This is a genomic window from uncultured Shewanella sp. (assembly GCF_947501225.1).
GTDB lineage: Bacteria > Pseudomonadota > Gammaproteobacteria > Enterobacterales > Shewanellaceae > Shewanella.
Genome location: NZ_CANMUW010000012.1, coordinates 131047 through 148211 on the forward strand (window position 1 = coordinate 131047; position 17165 = coordinate 148211).

General features: G+C 48.0%; 18 protein-coding genes. 8 read left to right on the plus strand and 10 right to left on the minus strand.

Features of this window, described 5'->3' with window-relative positions; translation table 11 throughout:
- Positions 1–125 precede the first annotated feature (125 nt).
- The 3 genes from Q1B47_RS16365 to Q1B47_RS16375 are packed head-to-tail and all read right to left on the minus strand — an operon-like array spanning position 126 to position 2695.
- A complete protein-coding gene (locus Q1B47_RS16365; RefSeq protein ID WP_299795792.1) occupies positions 126–1448 on the minus strand; it encodes a hypothetical protein in 1323 nt (440 codons plus the stop codon).
- Positions 1445–2284 carry an ABC transporter ATP-binding protein gene (locus tag Q1B47_RS16370; protein WP_299795795.1) on the minus strand — a complete coding sequence of 280 codons (840 nt, stop codon included), beginning with the start codon at positions 2282–2284 and terminating at the stop codon, positions 1445–1447. Before Q1B47_RS16370 ends, Q1B47_RS16365 begins: the two co-directional genes overlap by 4 nt.
- A gap of 42 nt (positions 2285–2326) precedes the next feature.
- Entirely contained in the window at positions 2327–2695 is a 369-nt protein-coding gene (locus tag Q1B47_RS16375) for a GntR family transcriptional regulator (RefSeq protein ID WP_299795798.1), read from the minus strand.
- Between the two features lie 91 nt (positions 2696–2786).
- Between Q1B47_RS16375 and Q1B47_RS16380 the strand changes: the two genes are divergently transcribed.
- From Q1B47_RS16380 to Q1B47_RS16395, 4 genes are read left to right on the plus strand one after another with little or no spacing between them, the layout of a single operon-like run.
- Positions 2787–4349, plus strand: a complete 1563-nt coding sequence (locus Q1B47_RS16380; protein WP_299795801.1) for an alpha/beta hydrolase — start codon at positions 2787–2789, stop codon at positions 4347–4349.
- On the plus strand, positions 4342–5076 hold the full coding sequence (locus tag Q1B47_RS16385; protein WP_299795804.1) for an ATP-binding cassette domain-containing protein: 735 nt from the start codon (positions 4342–4344) through the stop codon (positions 5074–5076). Before Q1B47_RS16380 ends, Q1B47_RS16385 begins: the two co-directional genes overlap by 8 nt.
- Complete coding sequence (locus Q1B47_RS16390; protein WP_299795862.1) at positions 5076–6236, plus strand: ABC transporter permease; 1161 nt, start codon at positions 5076–5078, stop codon at positions 6234–6236. The genes Q1B47_RS16385 and Q1B47_RS16390 overlap by 1 nt, the downstream gene beginning before the upstream one ends.
- A gap of 33 nt (positions 6237–6269) precedes the next feature.
- Positions 6270–6521 (plus strand): superinfection immunity protein, encoded by a 252-nt coding sequence (locus Q1B47_RS16395; RefSeq protein ID WP_299795807.1) that lies wholly within the window; start codon positions 6270–6272, stop codon positions 6519–6521.
- Between the two features lie 103 nt (positions 6522–6624).
- Here Q1B47_RS16395 and mog read toward each other — a convergent pair whose 3' ends face one another.
- The 5 genes from mog to Q1B47_RS16420 form a co-directional block, all read right to left on the minus strand.
- A complete protein-coding gene (mog, locus tag Q1B47_RS16400) occupies positions 6625–7158 on the minus strand; it encodes a molybdopterin adenylyltransferase (protein ID WP_299795810.1) in 534 nt (177 codons plus the stop codon).
- A gap of 207 nt (positions 7159–7365) precedes the next feature.
- Positions 7366–8550, minus strand: coding sequence for an NAD(P)/FAD-dependent oxidoreductase (locus Q1B47_RS16405; protein WP_299795813.1), 1185 nt, complete (start codon positions 8548–8550; stop codon positions 7366–7368).
- A 129-nt stretch (positions 8551–8679) separates the two neighbouring features.
- Complete coding sequence (gpsA, locus tag Q1B47_RS16410) at positions 8680–9696, minus strand: NAD(P)H-dependent glycerol-3-phosphate dehydrogenase (protein WP_299795816.1); 1017 nt, start codon at positions 9694–9696, stop codon at positions 8680–8682.
- Positions 9697–9816: 120 nt separating this feature from the next.
- Complete coding sequence (gene secB, locus Q1B47_RS16415) at positions 9817–10305, minus strand: protein-export chaperone SecB (protein WP_299795819.1); 489 nt, start codon at positions 10303–10305, stop codon at positions 9817–9819.
- 224 nt (positions 10306–10529) lie between these two features.
- Positions 10530–10964 (minus strand): rhodanese-like domain-containing protein, encoded by a 435-nt coding sequence (locus tag Q1B47_RS16420; protein WP_299795822.1) that lies wholly within the window; start codon positions 10962–10964, stop codon positions 10530–10532.
- Positions 10965–11204: 240 nt separating this feature from the next.
- On the opposite strand from Q1B47_RS16420, the gene gpmM reads away from it, so the two are divergent.
- The 4 genes from gpmM to Q1B47_RS16440 are packed head-to-tail and all read left to right on the plus strand — an operon-like array spanning position 11205 to position 15926.
- Positions 11205–12749, plus strand: coding sequence for a 2,3-bisphosphoglycerate-independent phosphoglycerate mutase (gpmM, locus tag Q1B47_RS16425; RefSeq protein WP_299795825.1), 1545 nt, complete (start codon positions 11205–11207; stop codon positions 12747–12749).
- Between the two features lie 10 nt (positions 12750–12759).
- The gene (locus Q1B47_RS16430) at positions 12760–13893 is read left to right on the plus strand and encodes a peptidoglycan DD-metalloendopeptidase family protein (protein WP_299795829.1); all 1134 of its coding nucleotides are present in this window, start codon (positions 12760–12762) and stop codon (positions 13891–13893) included.
- 33 nt (positions 13894–13926) lie between these two features.
- Positions 13927–15132: a S41 family peptidase gene (locus tag Q1B47_RS16435; protein ID WP_299795832.1), complete on the plus strand. Its 1206-nt coding sequence runs from the start codon at positions 13927–13929 to the stop codon at positions 15130–15132.
- Positions 15133–15164: 32 nt separating this feature from the next.
- Positions 15165–15926, plus strand: a complete 762-nt coding sequence (locus Q1B47_RS16440) for a divergent polysaccharide deacetylase family protein (protein WP_299795835.1) — start codon at positions 15165–15167, stop codon at positions 15924–15926.
- A 51-nt stretch (positions 15927–15977) separates the two neighbouring features.
- Here Q1B47_RS16440 and Q1B47_RS16445 read toward each other — a convergent pair whose 3' ends face one another.
- Positions 15978–16433 carry an Rrf2 family transcriptional regulator gene (locus Q1B47_RS16445; protein ID WP_299795838.1) on the minus strand — a complete coding sequence of 152 codons (456 nt, stop codon included), beginning with the start codon at positions 16431–16433 and terminating at the stop codon, positions 15978–15980.
- Between the two features lie 22 nt (positions 16434–16455).
- Positions 16456–16707: a YkgJ family cysteine cluster protein gene (locus Q1B47_RS16450; protein ID WP_299795841.1), complete on the minus strand. Its 252-nt coding sequence runs from the start codon at positions 16705–16707 to the stop codon at positions 16456–16458.
- Positions 16708–17165: the final 458 nt, after the last annotated feature.

Consider the following 17165-nt stretch of genomic DNA (forward strand, 5'->3'; position numbering starts at 1 on the left):
ATTCGGGGCCTTTTAAGCGTACAGGTGTTCCTCTTTTAGGGCATTTTACTCGAATGATTCGCAAATAATAAGAGCAATTGCTCAATTTATGTTAATTCAGCCACAGTTTTGTAAAAGTTGAGCGGTTACACCAAGTCACCACGCCATAGCTTTTTGCTTCCATACCATAGAGTTAGCATAGCAACACCCGTAAAAATAAGGTCTCCCGCTAACCATGGTATAACATCACTACCTTCGGTGATCAGACGTAAGCCTGCCGAAACCCAAGCGGAGTGACAGATAATAATCAGCATAGTCATGGACAACTGTAGTGCGCTTTTACACAGACTACCGGCCCCCAGAATAAAACCGCAACCGAAGAGAGTAGCCATCACGAAGTGCAGCCAGATAGAGAGAGTAACGGCAGGATTTATGAAAAAGACCAGAGACGCGGTTACGGCCATGATCAGAGTCAAGAGGAGCGATAACTTAAACTGGCTGCGATTAAACGCATCTATCATCCCCTGCTTACCGCTAAAGCCCGGCAGCATATACAGAGCCTCTACCGCCCGCCAGCGTTGGATCCGACTCCAATGTACCATGGCGCAGGTCACGCAGCTAAATTGCGCCAGCAAAAACAGCACTGGGATCTCCACGCCTGTCAGCTGAGAAAGAACGGCAATGGTGAGTGTGAACAGAGGCATGGCTACAATCAAGATTGCCAGCAAGGGCCCCATAAAGAAGCTTACCGGATGCAGGCTCTGCTCAAGCTTAGTGATAAAACGGTATGACTTGGCAGTGGGCAACCAGATACCGCCCATCTCCAGCGCATTAAGATAGATACTGCGGGCGTCCGGGTGCCAAGGACTCACAGTAACCCTCTTGTAGATAACCCGCACCAGCATCAGAATGAGGAGCACTAAAGCAAACACCATAAACTCAGACAATAATGCGGATACCGATTCCATCAGAAGCAGAGATAGGTACAGAAAAATGGATAGATAATAAGTGCTCTGCTTTATTTGGCACAGATAGATAAAGCTTAACCCTAAGCCGGTTGCCAATAAAAGCTGAGTAAACGCACCATAGATCCCCGTGACAAATGAGACAACAGAGCCTGTCACAAATGCACTCAGCAACATAAAGCCACATTGAAACAGCATGTTGTTACGGTACTCGGGGATTAATATAGACCACTCGGTTGCCGCAAGCCGGTTAAGTTGCCAGGCAACAGCGGCTGAAACAGATACCTGAATCATCCCCAGCATCAAGGGAAGCACTTCAGGTTTACTAAATGCAATTACTGGCGCTAACATCACCAAGCCGAGCAGCGCGACTCCCATAAAGCTGGCACTACCGACATCGTAAAACCAGAATCGAAAAACGCCAGCGAAACGGCGCTGAAGAAAGCTTAACAAAGGCGCCTCATCACCTCTGGCCCGGGCCAGTTCGACATCGGGGCCACTCATCGGTGAAGCTCCATAAACAACTGCTCCATATTTAAAGCACTGGCTTCTATTCCCGGGCACTTCTCTGGAGAGAAGTTATCCACCAGCAACTTATTGCCACTGCGATTTAACACCCTCAGCCCTGTCGGTACTTCATCATCGACAAGGGTCAATAGCTTCACCTCCTCCCGCACACTATCGAGTTCCTTGAAGAGTACCAGCTCTCCATCTTTAATCAGTGCCAGGTGGCTGGCTACCCGCTCTAGATCCGAGGTGATATGGGATGAAAACAGTACGGCCGAGCCGGACTCGAGTGCCAACTCAAACAGATCCAGCATAAACTTTCGGCGGGCAATGGGATCCAAACTCGCTACCGGCTCATCCAGGAGCAAGAGTTTAGGTCGATAGGCCATGGCCATAATCAGAGCCAGTGACTGGCGCTGACCCACTGACAATCGCTGAACCTGCTGCTTTGTATCAAGACTGAATCTCTGCAGCCACTCATCTTCTAGCTCTCTATCCCACATTGGATAGAAGCTCCTGTGTAACTCAAGCGCCCTTGCAACACTGAAGCCTTCGTAACCAAACGGCTGTTGCGGCACATAACCAATCTGAGCCTTGGCCGCCGAACTGAGCCGGTGAACCGGTTCACCTAAGGTGCTGATCTCACCGGAGGTCGGTTCGATGATCCCAAGCGCAATGCGCATCAGTGTCGATTTCCCCGCGCCATTTTGTCCCAGAAGGCCAACGACCATACCGGGAAACAGCTTAACAGAGAGGGAGTTAATCGCTGTCGTATCTGAAAATTTCTTAGTGACCCTGTTAAACTCCAGAATCGGCGCTTGGTTCATATCCATCAGTTCAATCCTTTGTTCTTATATGTTTTGTTTTAACCTGAGTTACCAGCAACGTTCAATAAGTTCCATCAACTCATCTTGGCTAATTCCCAACTGTTTGGCCTGAGAAAGCAGATCATCAACCTGAGGCTTAAGTAGCTTAGCGCCGGAAGTCTTCTCGCTGCTCTCACGCCTCGCGACCCGGGTAGGCTGGCCACGCCTGCGTTCCAGCCAGCCCTGTTCGACCAACTGCTGGATGGCTCTGGATACAGTCATAGGATTAACTGAAAGGTGCTCGGCCATCTGGCGCACCGAGGGCAGCACCTGCTCAGCTTCCAGCTGACCACCTACAATCAAACGTACAACCTGTTCGCTCAACTGTCGGTATATTGGGTCGCCACTGCCGGGGTTGACATTTATTAGTTCTAACATTAGCCTTTAAACACTGTATTAATACATTGATACACCGATACAGCAATAATTTACCATAGATTGAGTAATTTTCAAGAAAGGAATAGGCATCATGCTTTATGGAGAGCCAGACCGCTCAGTTAAAGACAGAAGCGGTAATACAGCAAGGGTTAGACCACTAACCTCACTCATCCCCCCTCTGGTAATAGGCACCATTTTATTCAGCCTTCCGGCCTTCGCCAACACCATGACAGGCCAGGCAGTGCAGACGAGTCCGGCTCACTGCTATGTCGACGACCTACCCGAGCGGCTCGATTGTGGTTTTGTTACCGTCCCCGAAAATCGAAATAAGCCGGATGGTAAGCAGATAGATATTCATTATGTTGTGCTTCCGGCCATCAAGAGCGGGGCAAACTCGGAGGCCTTCCTTGCTATCGCCGGTGGCCCGGGCCAATCGGCCATAGATAATGCGGCGGGTTTCAGTCGCATATTTAACAAGGTGCGACAGAAGAGAGATATTTTACTCATCGACCAACGCGGCACGGGTCGCTCCAATCAGCTCAAATGCGAAGGGGAAGGATTTGAGGGGGCCCTCTCCATCGATGAGGCCAACTTCGATGTCGCCAAGGAGACTCAGGCCTGCCTCGATGAACTCGATGCCGATGTAACTCAGTACGGCAGCCTCAATGCACTGGAAGACTTCGAGGCCGTTCGCAAACATCTCGGTTACCGCAAGCTACACCTATACGGGATCTCCTACGGTACCCGCATGGCACAGCTTTACCAGCGTCACTATCCTCAGGTGCTATCGACCGTCACCATAGATGGCGTGGTCCCCATGCAGCAGAACGTACTCGCCATAGGCAGCGCCATCAGTAGAGGCTTCGAGCTGCTTCTCCAGGATTGCGAGAGTAATAGTCTCTGCGGCAAGCAGTTTCCAAACCTCAAAGACGACCTGAATAAGGTAGAAACCAAGCTGGCAGCGGCACCGGCAGTCAGCCAGGTCAGGGATCCGTTAACCGGAGAGTCCACCCAACTCACCATGACACGCTCTAAGTTTATGGGCGCGATTCGAATGGCGCTCTATATGCCAAATGTCAGAGCCCTCATCCCCCATGCGATCAGCGAAGCGGCAAAAGAGAACTTCCAACCCATAATGGGCCTATATGCCCTCACCATCGATAGTACCGGCATCGCCATGGGCATGCATGCCTCGGTCGTTTGTGGTGAAGATTGGCAACGACTCACACCTAAGGAGAGGGAGCTAGCCAATCAAACCTATTTCGGTAAGGAGATGATCACCAACTTCGAGAAGTCTTGCGCCATCTGGAATATGCCGACCGTGGATGCCAGCTTCTCTGAGCCCGTTAGCAGTGATATCCCCACTCTGGTGCTATCCGGGCAGCTGGATCCGGCGACCCCACCCAGCTGGGGAGACCTCGCCATGGAGAAGCTGACCAATGCCAAACACTTTATCGCCCCCTTCGCGACCCATGGTGTAGCTAACCAGTCCTGTGGTAACGACCTGATTGCCGAGTTGGTCGAAACCGGCGACGTGAAGAAATTGGACGGAGAGTGTCTGAACAGGGATGTAAGCCGTAACTTCTACCTCAATGCCAGTACCGTTGAGGCTATTCCCTCAGCGGAAACAACTCAGGGAGCCAGCCATGATTAAAGTATCTAACCTGTCAAAACATATCGGAGAGGTTCAGGCACTCAATGATCTGAGCTTTGAAGCCAAAGATGGCCAAATTACCGGCCTGCTAGGCCCTAACGGCGCGGGGAAAACTACCTGTTTGAGAACCGTATTCGGTTTGCTTCAGGCCGACAACGGCATAGCCGAGATCGATGGTATCGATGTAGCTCAATCCCCAACCGAAGCGAAACAGCAGTTGGGGTTGTTTCCGGATCCTTTCGGGCTCTATGAACGTTTAACTCCCAGGGAGTACATCAGCTACTTCGCCGAACTTAATGGTTTATCAAGGGCTGCTGCCAAAACCGCAACGGCCAAGGTACTCAGCCAGCTTCATATGGATGATATCGCCGACAGACGCTGCAAAGGCTTCTCTCAGGGTCAACGGATGAAAACCGCACTGGCACAGGCCATAGTCCACCAGCCGACAAACATCATACTGGATGAACCCACCCGAGGTTTAGATGTCATGAGCACCCGGGTGCTCAGAGAGCTGCTGAAAGAGTTAAAAGCGCAGGGACACTGCGTACTTTTCTCCAGCCATGTCATGCAGGAGGTCGCCGCACTCTGTGATCAGGTCATAGTGATGGCCGACGGCAAGGTGGTGGCGGTTGGCAGCCCACGGGAGCTTTGTGAGCAAACAGGAAAAGTGTCACTGGAAGATGCATTCATTGAGTTAATAGGGACAGATGAGGGAATCGCAGCATGATGCACAAGATAATGACCATGGTCAGAAAAGAGCTGATCGATGCCGCCAGAGACAAGCGCTCGGTGATGGCCGGCCTCTATTATGCTATAGGAACACCACTTCTGATGTGCGGCATGTTTATGTTGCTCATCGGGCAGATATCCAGCCCGGAAGATCTCAATATCAGGATTGAGAACGGTGAGAGTGCACCGGATCTGGTTAAATATCTGTCCAGTCAGGGGATCACCCATGGCGATAACCAAAGCCTCACCGAGACGGGTGAGAAGCTGGATGTGAAAGATATCCGCCTGGTCATAAGTGATGATTATGCAGCCCAAATGGCCAAGGGGATGAGCGCCGAGATCACACTTATCGCGGACAACTCCAACGAGAAACTGCAAAACTCCATAAGACGGCTGGAGAAAGATCTGCAGACCTATAGCGCGGAAATGGGCAGTTTGAGGCTGATTGCGAGGGGCATAGATCCGCGGGTTATTCAACCCATCAAGTTAAATGTCGAAGATCAGGCTACCCCCGACTCCAAGGGCGGTGTGATTCTGGGTGTTGCCACTATGACCATGATCTATGCCGTTTTTATCTCAGGCATGAACCTGGCCATAGATACCAGTGCGGGCGAGCGTGAACGTAACTCATTGGCCCTGCTGCTCAGCCATCCGGTATCGACCACCAGTATCGTTTTAGCAAAAGTCTTTGCCGTGACTGTATTTGCCATGCTGGGGTTGTTATTAACCCTGCTCATCTCCAAGTTGGCCTATGCCTTTGTGCCATGGCAGGAGCTTGGCTTTACAGTAACCATCAGCACCGAATTCATCGTGTTAATGCTGTTAATTGGTTTACCTATCGCTGTCATGGCCGCCAGTTTGCAACTGTTTGTCTCATTTATGGCCAAGACATTCAAGGAGGCTCAGTCATACCTCACCTTAGTACTCATAGTTCCTATGATGCTTTCGATGGCGGCCAGCTACAACATTGCCCCGGATACCCTGCAGTGGTTACCGGTATCAGGACAACAGCAGGCGTTGATCGCATTCATTAAGGGCAGAGAACTCCCTATGTTGCAGTTGCTGTTCTCCTCTCTTACGACGCTGGTAATTGCCATCGGATTAACCATAGGCATGGAACGTTCACTGAAAAGCGAGAAGATAGTTTTCGGCTTATAAAAGATACGAAAGAAATCAAAGGAAGGATGAAAAATGGAATTTATAGATAATATTGTAGCCGGTGAGAATTATGCATTTATCACACTGATACTCGTTGCTGTGGCTGTCCTCTGGTTTCTGCCGGCAATACTTGCACTCATGTTTAACCGAAAGCATTTCAAGCTCATTTTGCTGGCTTGTATTCCGGCAGGTTTTTCACTGATAGCATGGGGTGGCGTACTGGTATGGGCTACAACCGGTAAAGTTGTCGAAAAGTATTCGAATCAGGCTAAAGCTCGGGAGTAGAGAAACCAGAGATAACCTTCATCACAGCATAAAAGTAAAGGCCACCTTGAAGCAGGAACTCCAAGGTGGCATTTATGCTTTTCCAGGTTCGTAAGTTCTGAGCTTACTTGGCCTTCGGACGGAATGGCTTGATAACCGCTTCGTCACACTCGAGGAAGGGGCCGTCCATCAGATCGATGCAGTATGGGATTGCTGGGAACACGGCATCGAGACACTCACGAATCGACTTAGGTTTACCCGGAAGGTTCACGATCAACGAGTCACCACGCAGACCCGCTGTCTGACGTGACAGAATGGCTGTCGGTACAAACTTCAATGACTCGGCACGCATCAACTCTCCAAAGCCCGGCATCATGCGATCGCACACCTCTTCGGTAGCTTCCGGAGTCACGTCGCGCTTAGCTGGTCCGGTACCGCCTGTAGTTACGATCAGGCTACAGTTCTGCTCATCAGCCATCTTAATCAGGGTCGCAGCGATAACATCCTGCTCATCGGGAATGACTTCATAAACCGGCTCCCACTCAGAGGTGAGATATTCATTTAATACATCGATAATCGCTTTACCGGAGATATCTTCATAGATCCCGGCGCTGGCTCTATCACTTACTGTCACAATACCGATTTTTGCTTTAGTCATCTTCAGTCCTATCGAATAAACATGGTGTTATCTACAGCTCCTCAATCACATAAAAACATTGAGGCAGAGGATATTAGTTACATCTAAACTAGCATAGTTAACGGCTATTATATCTTTAAGCGTATTGGAAATGGGAGCTAATCCGGTATTTATCCTGGATAACACTCACTTGCGCTTAAGTCGTTGAGATTATCTTGCTGCCGGGCTCTATACAGCTTGTCCGGCGGCGACCCCCGATGACCAGGCCCACTGAAAATTGAATCCCCCTAACCAGCCGCTAACGTCCATGACCTCACCGATGAAGTAGAGGCCGGATACAGATTTAGCCTCCATTGTTTTCGACGACAACTCGTCGGTATCGACACCGCCAAGTGTCACTTCTGCAGTTCGATAGCCTTCGGTGCCATTCATCAGTACTTCCCAGGACTCCAGATCGACGGCCAACTGTTCAAGTTCACTATGGATCAACTGGTTCATCGCCTTATTGAGCAAGGACTCATCGAACAAGGCCTCGACCAGACGCTTAGGTAACCAATGGCTGAGCGTATTACGCAGGCTCTGCCTGGGATGATTGGCTAACACAAGCTCAATTGCGGCTCTGGCATCCACACCCGGCAGTAAGTTGATACTGATGGTTTCTCCCGCCTTCCAGAAGTTGGAGATCTGCAAAATGGCCGGCCCGGATAACCCCCTGTGGGTAAACAGCAGCGCTTCACTGAACTGAGTGCCATCTTTGGCGGTGATGGTACTGGGAATAGCGATACCGGACAGAGATTCAAACTTCAGTTTTTGCTCACTATGCCAGGTAAAAGGTACCAGTCCGGCGTGTGTGGGCAACAGGTTTAAACCAAACTGCTCAGCAATATGGTAGCCATAGGGACTCGCACCAAGTTTAGGCATGGAGAGCCCCCCTGTGGCGACCACGAGCGAGTCACAGCTATAGTGCTCTTTATCTGTGATCAGTTCGAACTGCCCCTGCTCATTTTTACTGATCTCACGAATTTCGGTACGTAACTTTATCCCGGCCCCCGCCCACTCACATTCAGTCAGTAGCATGGTGACAATCTCTTTGGCCGAATCATTACAGAACAGCTGACCATGATCCCGCTCATGGTATTCGATTCCGTGACGCTCGACTAAGTCGATAAAGTCACTGCTTCGATACCTGGCCAGAGCCGATTTAACGAAGTGAGCGTTGTTACAGATAAAGTTATTTGGCTCGACTTTTTGGTTGGTGAAGTTACAGCGCCCGCCACCGCTGATCAAAATTTTACGCCCCGCCTGTTTGGCATTATCGAGTACCAATACATCACGACCACGATAGCCAGCCGTTGCGGCACACATTAGACCCGCTGCACCGGCACCGATAATAATGACATCATGATGTTTCACTTACTCACTCCCAAACGACAAGCGACCAAAAAATGGCCATAAAAAAGGGCGCTATTTTAGCACCCTTATCTGTACATGGTATCTTTTTATCTCTGCAACGGCTCTATCTCACCGTCACTTGCGATACGCCTAACTGTCCGGGGTTTCAGACTTCTTATCTCGTCCTAACAGGGCTTTGGCCGCATCATGGGGAGTGCCCCCCTGATAGAGTACCTTGTAGACCTGCTCGGTGATAGGCATCTCAACACCGAGACGTTTAGCCAATGTGTAAACCTCTTTGGTATTACGGTAACCTTCGACAACCTGACCAATCTCCTGCTGCGCTGTATCAACATCGAGGCCCTGCCCCAATGCCAATCCAAAGCGGCGGTTGCGTGATTGGTTATCGGTACAGGTAAGCACGAGATCGCCGAGTCCGGCCATCCCCATAAAGGTAGCAGCTTGAGCACCGATCGCCTCACCCAAGCGGGTAAGTTCGACCAAGCCTCGAGTGATCAGAGCGGTTCGAGCATTAGCACCAAAGCCTATACCATCAGACATACCAGCACTGATCGCAATGACATTCTTAACCGCGCCACCCAGTTGTAGGCCGGTAAAATCATCATTGGCGTATACACGAAGACGCTTTGGGCTATGGAGCAGCTCGACCAGGTCTTTGGTAAAATTCACATCGGTGCCGGCTACTGAGATAGCAGTAGGCAAACCGGCTGCGAGTTCTTTCGCAAATGTTGGTCCGGATAAAACGGCAAGAGGGTACTGTTCCCCTAAGATATCCCGGGCAACCTCCTGGAGCAGACGACCGGTTTCAGGTTCTAGGCCCTTGGTCGCCCATACCACTCGTGCATCTTCACGCAGCAGTGGTGCAGCCTGTTTTAAAACCAGACCAAATACATGGCTTGGCACCACAACTAATACGTTATTCGAAGCATTAAGTGCAGTAGCGAGATCGGCTTCTGGGATCAATAGATCAGGCAGCTCAATACCAGGTAAAAACTCTTCATTGGTGCGATCTTGCTTGAGCTGTTCGATATGTTCAGGCAGGTGCCCCCAAAGCAGGGTTTTATGTCCGTTACTGGCTAGAGAAATAGCAAGGGCGGTGCCATAAGACCCCGCCCCCAGTACCGTAATGTCGGCAGTGTTTTTCATATAACTACTCATCACATATTGCTGTTTCATTCGAGCTTAGCACTCAAATGAAACAGCCGCTATCTGTGCAGCTGATTGAACGACTAAACAGATAACTTTGAATTGCTACTTAATGACCTATTAAGCGCTTGCTTCTTCAGTTTGAGCAGCTTCTTCTGCACCAGCTTGACGCTGATTAACATATTGAGCGAACAATGCATCGAAGTTAACCGGAGCCAGGTTAAGCTGTGGGAAAGTACCACGACCAACTAAGCTACCCACAGTTTCACGAGCATATGGGAAAAGGATGTTAGGGCAGTATGCACCTAGAGAGTGAGCCAATTGCTGCTCTGTCAGACCGTGAATAGCGAAGATACCAGCTTGCTGAACTTCACATAGGAATGCAGTTTCTTCACCGTTTTTAGCCGTTACTGTCAGAGACAATACAACTTCATATACGTTGTCAGCAAGTTTGGCGCTACGAGTATCAAGATCTAGTTTAACTTCCGGGTTCCACTCTTTCTGGAACACTGCAGGGCTGTTTGGCGTTTCGAAAGAGATATCTTTCGTGTAAACACGTTGAATGTTGAACTGTGGTTCTTGTTGTTCGTTGTTTGCTACTTCAGCCATAATTTCCTACCTATCCAAGTTATTGGGTTTCAAAATTGAAACCAATCTTTAGGGCTTTTGTTACTTGAGCCATATGCGCCCAGCCACCATCCCAGGTTTTGTTATTTCAATCTATAAGACATCTAAACGGTGTTATAACCAAACTATAAATGCCTTTTGTGATTTTTTAAGAGAAGACACTCTAATCAAAAATGTCTTCAAAAAGCAATATTCGGCGGTACTCGCTATCTCTTACTCTTAGATACCGGCAAATTATTTGAGTGCCAGTCACCCATACCACCTTTAAGGTTATGCACAGATTCGAAGCCTGCTTTAACCATCAGTTGTGCGGCTTGAGATGAAACCATTCCCGCGTTGCATACCATTATAATGGGACTGGCTTTAAACTTTTCAAGGGCCGAAAGTTGATTATTTTTAATTTCAGATAACGGAATGTTTATGGCATCGATGATATGACCTTTTTTGAACTCCGCTTTCTCCCTTACATCGATCACTTTAGCGTCTTGCTTGTTTATCAACAAAGTGGCTTGTTGATGATCAACGGTAGACACTTTCGAGATACTAGATTTGAAAACACTGACGATTAGTCCAACAAATAGACCAATCCAAGCTAAGCTCAACATAGGATTAGCTTTCAAAAATTCAATATATTCTTGCATGGTAAAATGCCTACTTCTGAGGGCTGAAACTAAATTTAGGGCACAGAGTATACCATCGCAGTAGTAGATTGCAGCAAGTTGTTAGTCCACAAAACACCCGATAATGCGGGCAGGCATCAAGATCTCAAAAAAAACGCTTAGCACAATCGAGGTAAATTTCTTTTTCAGCTACGCCTTACGTAGTAATATTTAGCCAATTAAAATTTTGAACTTTATTTTTTTAAACTTAAAGGTACCACCATGACGACACGCAAACGCCCCTTGGCACTGCTGATCCTCGATGGCTGGGGATATCGTGAAAACACGGAAAAAAATGCCGTATTCCACGCTAAGACTCCAGTACTGGATCGACTAAATGCACAATACCCAAATAGCCTGATCTCCGGTTCAGGTATGGATGTAGGTTTACCCGATGGTCAGATGGGTAACTCTGAAGTAGGCCATATCAACATAGGCTCAGGTCGCATTGTTTATCAAGAACTTACCAGAATAAGCAAGGCTATTGAAGACGGTGAATTTGACCAAAACCAGGCGTTTCTCGAATCCATCGATAAGGCAATAGCGAATCAAGGCGCTGTCCACATTATGGGACTTCTTTCCCCGGGTGGTGTACATAGTCATGAGAGCCATATTGAAGCCATGTGCCGCCTTGCTGTGGCACGCGGAGCCAAGCAGGTTTATCTACATGCTTTTCTGGATGGGCGCGATACACCTCCACGTAGTGCCAAGTCTAGTTTGGCCCATTTTGATGATCTGTTTACTACATTAGGGACAGGCCGCGTTGCTTCACTCATAGGTCGCTACTATGCAATGGACCGTGATAACCGCTGGGATCGGGTCTCTCAAGCTTATGAGCTGATCACCGAAGGCAAGTCACTACATCAATACCCGAATGCCGTAGACGCGTTGGAAGCAGCTTATGCCCGCGATGAAAATGATGAGTTTGTCGGTAGCTCCTCTATCCTGGATGCTCAGGGAAACAGCGCTCAACTGGAAGATGGTGATGCACTGATCTTTATGAACTTCCGTGCAGACAGAGCCCGCCAAATAACCCGCAGTTTTGTTGATGCTGACTTTGATGGTTTCGAGCGTAAGGTCACACCTAAAGCAAACTTTGTCATGCTCACCGAGTATGCGGCCGATATTAAAGCGGCTATCGCCTACCCTTCTACCGATCTGGTTAACACCTTAGGTGAAGTACTTCAGGATAGAGATAAGACACAGCTCCGTATCTCTGAAACTGAAAAATACGCGCATGTGACCTTCTTCTTCAACGGCGGTAAAGAAGATCCGTTTAAAGGTGAAGATAGAATACTGATCCAATCGCCTAAAGTGGCAACCTATGACCTTCAACCAGAGATGAGCTCTACTGAGTTGACCGACAAGCTGGTTGAAGCAATTGAATCAACTAAATATGATGTCATCATCTGTAACTACCCTAATGGTGATATGGTTGGCCACACCGGCAGCTTTGAAGCGGCAGTTCAGGCCTGTGAAGCGGTAGATACCTGTATCGGCCGTGTTGTCGATGCCTTAGCAAAAGTCGATGGTGAATGCTTAATCACAGCCGATCACGGTAATGCCGAGCAGATGACCGATGAGCAAACGGGTCAGGCGCATACGGCTCATACCAGTGAACTGGTACCACTAATCTATGTGGGACGTGACGGCAGCATAGAAAAAGATGGACGATTGAGCGATCTCGCTCCAACCATGTTAACCTTGATGGGAGAAGAGGTGCCGTCAGAGATGACAGGTCGCTCCATAATTAAACTCAAAGAGTAACTCTTAACTAGTGAATATTCGCTTTTTTATTAAAGCCAGCATTACTGCTGGCTTTATCATGCTTTCATCGAACGTTCAGGCATCTGATCTGCAGCAACGTCAATCCGATCTGAAATCACTCCAATCTCAGATCAGCAAACAACAATCTGCACTTAAAGACACCAATAAGCAACGTGAGAAACTCATTTCTCTGCTGAAGCAAGATGAAAAAGCGATAGCCTCTGCGGCCAAAAAAGTTAATCAAACCAAACTCGCTTTAGCCAAAACAGATAAGAAGTTAACCGAGTTAAAGCAGCGCCAGGACGAGCTGAACACCCTCAAACAGACTCAGCAAGAAACGCTTTCAAACCAGCTTGCCAGTGCTTACTTAGCCGGCAATCACGATTACAGTAAGATGCTGTTAAATCAACAGAGCCCTGCAACCATTGAACGTCTGCTCGCCTATTATCAATACCTGAACAATGCTCGTATGGAGTCTATCAACGAGCTTCAACAAACGATGTCAGAGCTCGATGAGATACAAGAGAAGCAGGTGATAGAGAGGAGTGAACTGAATAAGCTCATCCTTACACAACAACAGCACTCTAAACGACTCAACCTCGAACAGGTTCAACGACAGAATACACTCACCCAGTTACAGAGAACCGTCAACAGCCGGGGCGCTAAGCTTGAGCAGTTACAAATTGAAGAGGCTAGCCTTAAGCGAATCGTCGAGCAAGCCATCTTAGCCAATAACAGCAGCCCCAGCATGGAGGGCTTAAAGAGCAGAAACAAACTCAAGTGGCCGACCAAGGGCCGTATCAGGTTCGGCTTTGGTAGCAGACGCTCAGGTCAGGTAAAATGGAAAGGAGTGACTCTTGCCGCCCCCGAAGGGCAACAAGTGTCAGCCATCGCTCCGGGAAAAGTCATTTATGCCGACTGGTTAAGGGGTTTCGGCATGGTGTTAGTTGTCGACCACGGCAAAGGATACATGAGCTTATATGGCCACGCTCAAACCCTTTTGAAGAATGCGGGAGATACTGTGAACAAGGGTGAAACCATCGCACTCGTCGGACGTTCGGGTGGACAGACCGAGGCTGGCCTATACTTTGAAGTAAGGCATAAAGGGCAAGCGGTCGATCCTGCGAGATATTGCAAACGCTAGGAGTGACATAAGCCCTTAAAAACAGGGGCCGCCATGTCACAGATTATTCGTTACGTCACCTGCATCATCTTAGGCTTAGCACTAGGCTTATCGGTAACTTTATCCGGTCAGGAGAATGCTGAGCAATACCATCACCGCCTCAGTTACCCCATGTTACTCGATGTCATCGACACCATAGAAACCTATTATGTGAAAGAGGTGACACAAGGTGAGTTAATTTCTGCTGCCTTAGATGGAATTTTTAACAAACTTGACCCCTATTCAAACTTCTTAAACCAACAGGAATTTTCAAATATCAGGGATGCAAATAAGGGAGAGTATTTCGGATTTGGTATCGAGATAGCAGCAGAAGATGGCAAGATAACCATAATAACCCCCTTTCCCCGCTCACCAGCCGAGCAAGCAGGGATAAGAGCCGGAGACCAAATAGTAAAACTGAACGATAAAGCGGTTGACCCTAGTCAGCTCGATACACTACTCAAAGAGATAAAGCATCATAGCCAAAATAATCTATCGATAAATCTGGCACTCACCCACTCCAACATGAACTCGGTGTATGAAGTTACACTCGTCCCCAGCATCATTTCGGTACAGTCTGTTACGGCTAACCTATACGAAGAGAAGATAGGCTATATCAGGTTAGCCAGCTTTCAAGATAACTCTACCGAAGAGATGATCAAACAGTTGACGCAATGGCAATCCATAGGCCTTGAAGGGCTCATACTCGACCTGAGGAATAACCCCGGAGGCTTGCTTGATCAGGCGATTAAGATTGCCGATATGTTTCTTGCCAAAGGCCGGATAGTCTCTACCGAAGGCAGATTTTTTGATGCGAATTCTGATTACTTTGCCTCACCTCAAAGCATGCTTTCATCAGTTCCCATGATAGTACTGATAAACAAAGGGTCGGCTTCCGCCTCTGAGGTTCTCGCTGCCGCATTGCAGGAAAATGGCAGAGCCACACTGATTGGCGAAACCAGCTTCGGTAAAGGAACTGTCCAAAGCCTTATCCCCACCCTAATAGAGGGGAATGCTATTAAGCTCACAATAGCTAAGTACACAACCCCAAAAGGGCACGATATCAATAGCAAAGGCGTTGAGCCGGACATAAAACTTAACCCTGAAGCTGTCACAATCGGTGAAAGTATGCCTATAATCGATAAAAATTCGATTCATGGGGACATTGATAGAGATTATATTCTGGACTCTGCAATCACATGGATTAAAACTAAAACATAAGTACCAGCAAGGTATAAAAGATAATAACTATAGTGCGCTCTCTTTTAATTGTATTTATTGCATTTTTTTCGGTTGGTTATGTAGAAGCTTCACAAGTTGCGATCATCATTGACGATATTGGTTATCGTCAATCGGATGAAGCTGTGTTGTCTTTACCAAATAATGTCACCCTATCGGTTCTCCCTCACACCCCTCTGGGTACTGAAGTCGCTAAGACTGCCCACGATAAGGGGTATGAGATCATGCTACACCTTCCCATGCAGGCACTTAATGGCAAGCTACTTGGCCCGGGTGGGCTCACCAATACCATGGATGAATCTGAGCTAAAAGCGACATTAGCTCGCGCACTGGATAATGTTCCCTACGCAAAGGGAGCGAACAACCATATGGGTAGCCTGCTAACCCAACTGGATGAACCTATGCAGTGGGTCATGGAGAGTTTGAAACAGAGAGAACTATATTTTGTCGATAGCATGACCACCCGCTTTACTAAAGCCAGCGGGAAGGCGGAACTACTGGGGATCCCCTTACTTAGACGACAGGTATTTCTAGATAATGACATATCAGACTCTGGGCTCGAAGCCAGTTTTAAGCGCCTCATGTCACTGGCACATAAACAGGGCCAGGTAGTCGTCATTGCTCACCCGTATCCGGAGACCATCAAGTTCTTAAACGAAAACCTGCCCAGGCTTGAGAAGGCAGGGATAGAGCTGGTAAAAACCTCTTATCTATTACCTTATAATCTGGCCAATAAAGAGAAGAAAGGCGGAGCTGCAAGTGTCCGCCTGAGGTAGGTTAGCAAATAGACACGGCTAACCCACTGACAGGTTTAGAATGGCTAAGGCTTAAGCTATCTGCAAAACCGGGATTGAGAGTTCAGGTAGTAACTGTTTTAGCTCATCCCTGTTACTCACGATATCTTCCAGGGTATAGGCATCGATTACGGCTAAGTAGGCCGCGACAGCATCGGCAAGCACACCTTTAAGCTGACAAGACGGAGTGAAGCGACAATAAGGCTTACTACAATCGATAGGCGCGAGTGAGTTCTCTAAAACACGCACTAGCTTGCCAATATTGATATCTTTAGGAGACATGCCCAAACGGAAGCCACCACTCTTACCACGGATAGTCTCAAGATAGCCAAGCTTTCCAAGGTGGTGAACGATCTTAGAAACATGGTTAGGCGACAACTCAAAGACTTCGGTGATCTCAGAGATGCGGAACAGCTCCTCTCTATCAGGCTGAATAGCAAGGTACATTAAGGTACGAATACCAAAGTCCGTATAACGAGTTAACTGCATGGTTCACCTACTCATAATTCATTTAGCTGGTTTGTGACTCTAAAAAAGCGATAAGCCTGAGCGCTTCATTATTGCTACTGCCACAGACATCATAAGTAGCTGAAAAAGAGCTACATACATCCGGACGTTCCTTGCTGCCAAAGATTTTACATAAATTGTCTTCCGATAACTGTACACAACGCTCACCTGCGGCTTTTCCATCAGGCATGCCCGGAATGGGGCTGGTTATTGATGGGGCGATACAGCACGCTCCACAGCCTAGACGACAATCCATAAAATCACTCCTATAAAAGAGTATTATACTCTTTTATAGGTACGAAACTAGAAGCAAACAGAAGAAGCTTATTTAAACATCATAAAACAATGAATTAGAATAAGAAAAATCACAAAAAATATTGTTTACGAAGTGAACAACACAACTAAACCTACCAAGCGCAGGGATGCGCTGATGCCACCTGGACCATAGGTGATTGAGAGAGACAGCTCTGCTTGTAGCTTTTCATTTCATAAAATCCAGATACGAAAAAGCCCTGGCACTCTCTATTCATAAGAAGTGCTAGGGCTTGATAACGAAAAAAGCCTCTACATTACTGTAGAGGCTTTCGTCTTTGTGTTGGCGGAGCGGACGGGACTCGAACCCGCGACCCCCGGCGTGACAGGCCGCTTTCTATTTATAAAGAGCCTAACCAACTGAACTACCGCTCTGCTTGTAGCTTTTCATTTCATAAAATC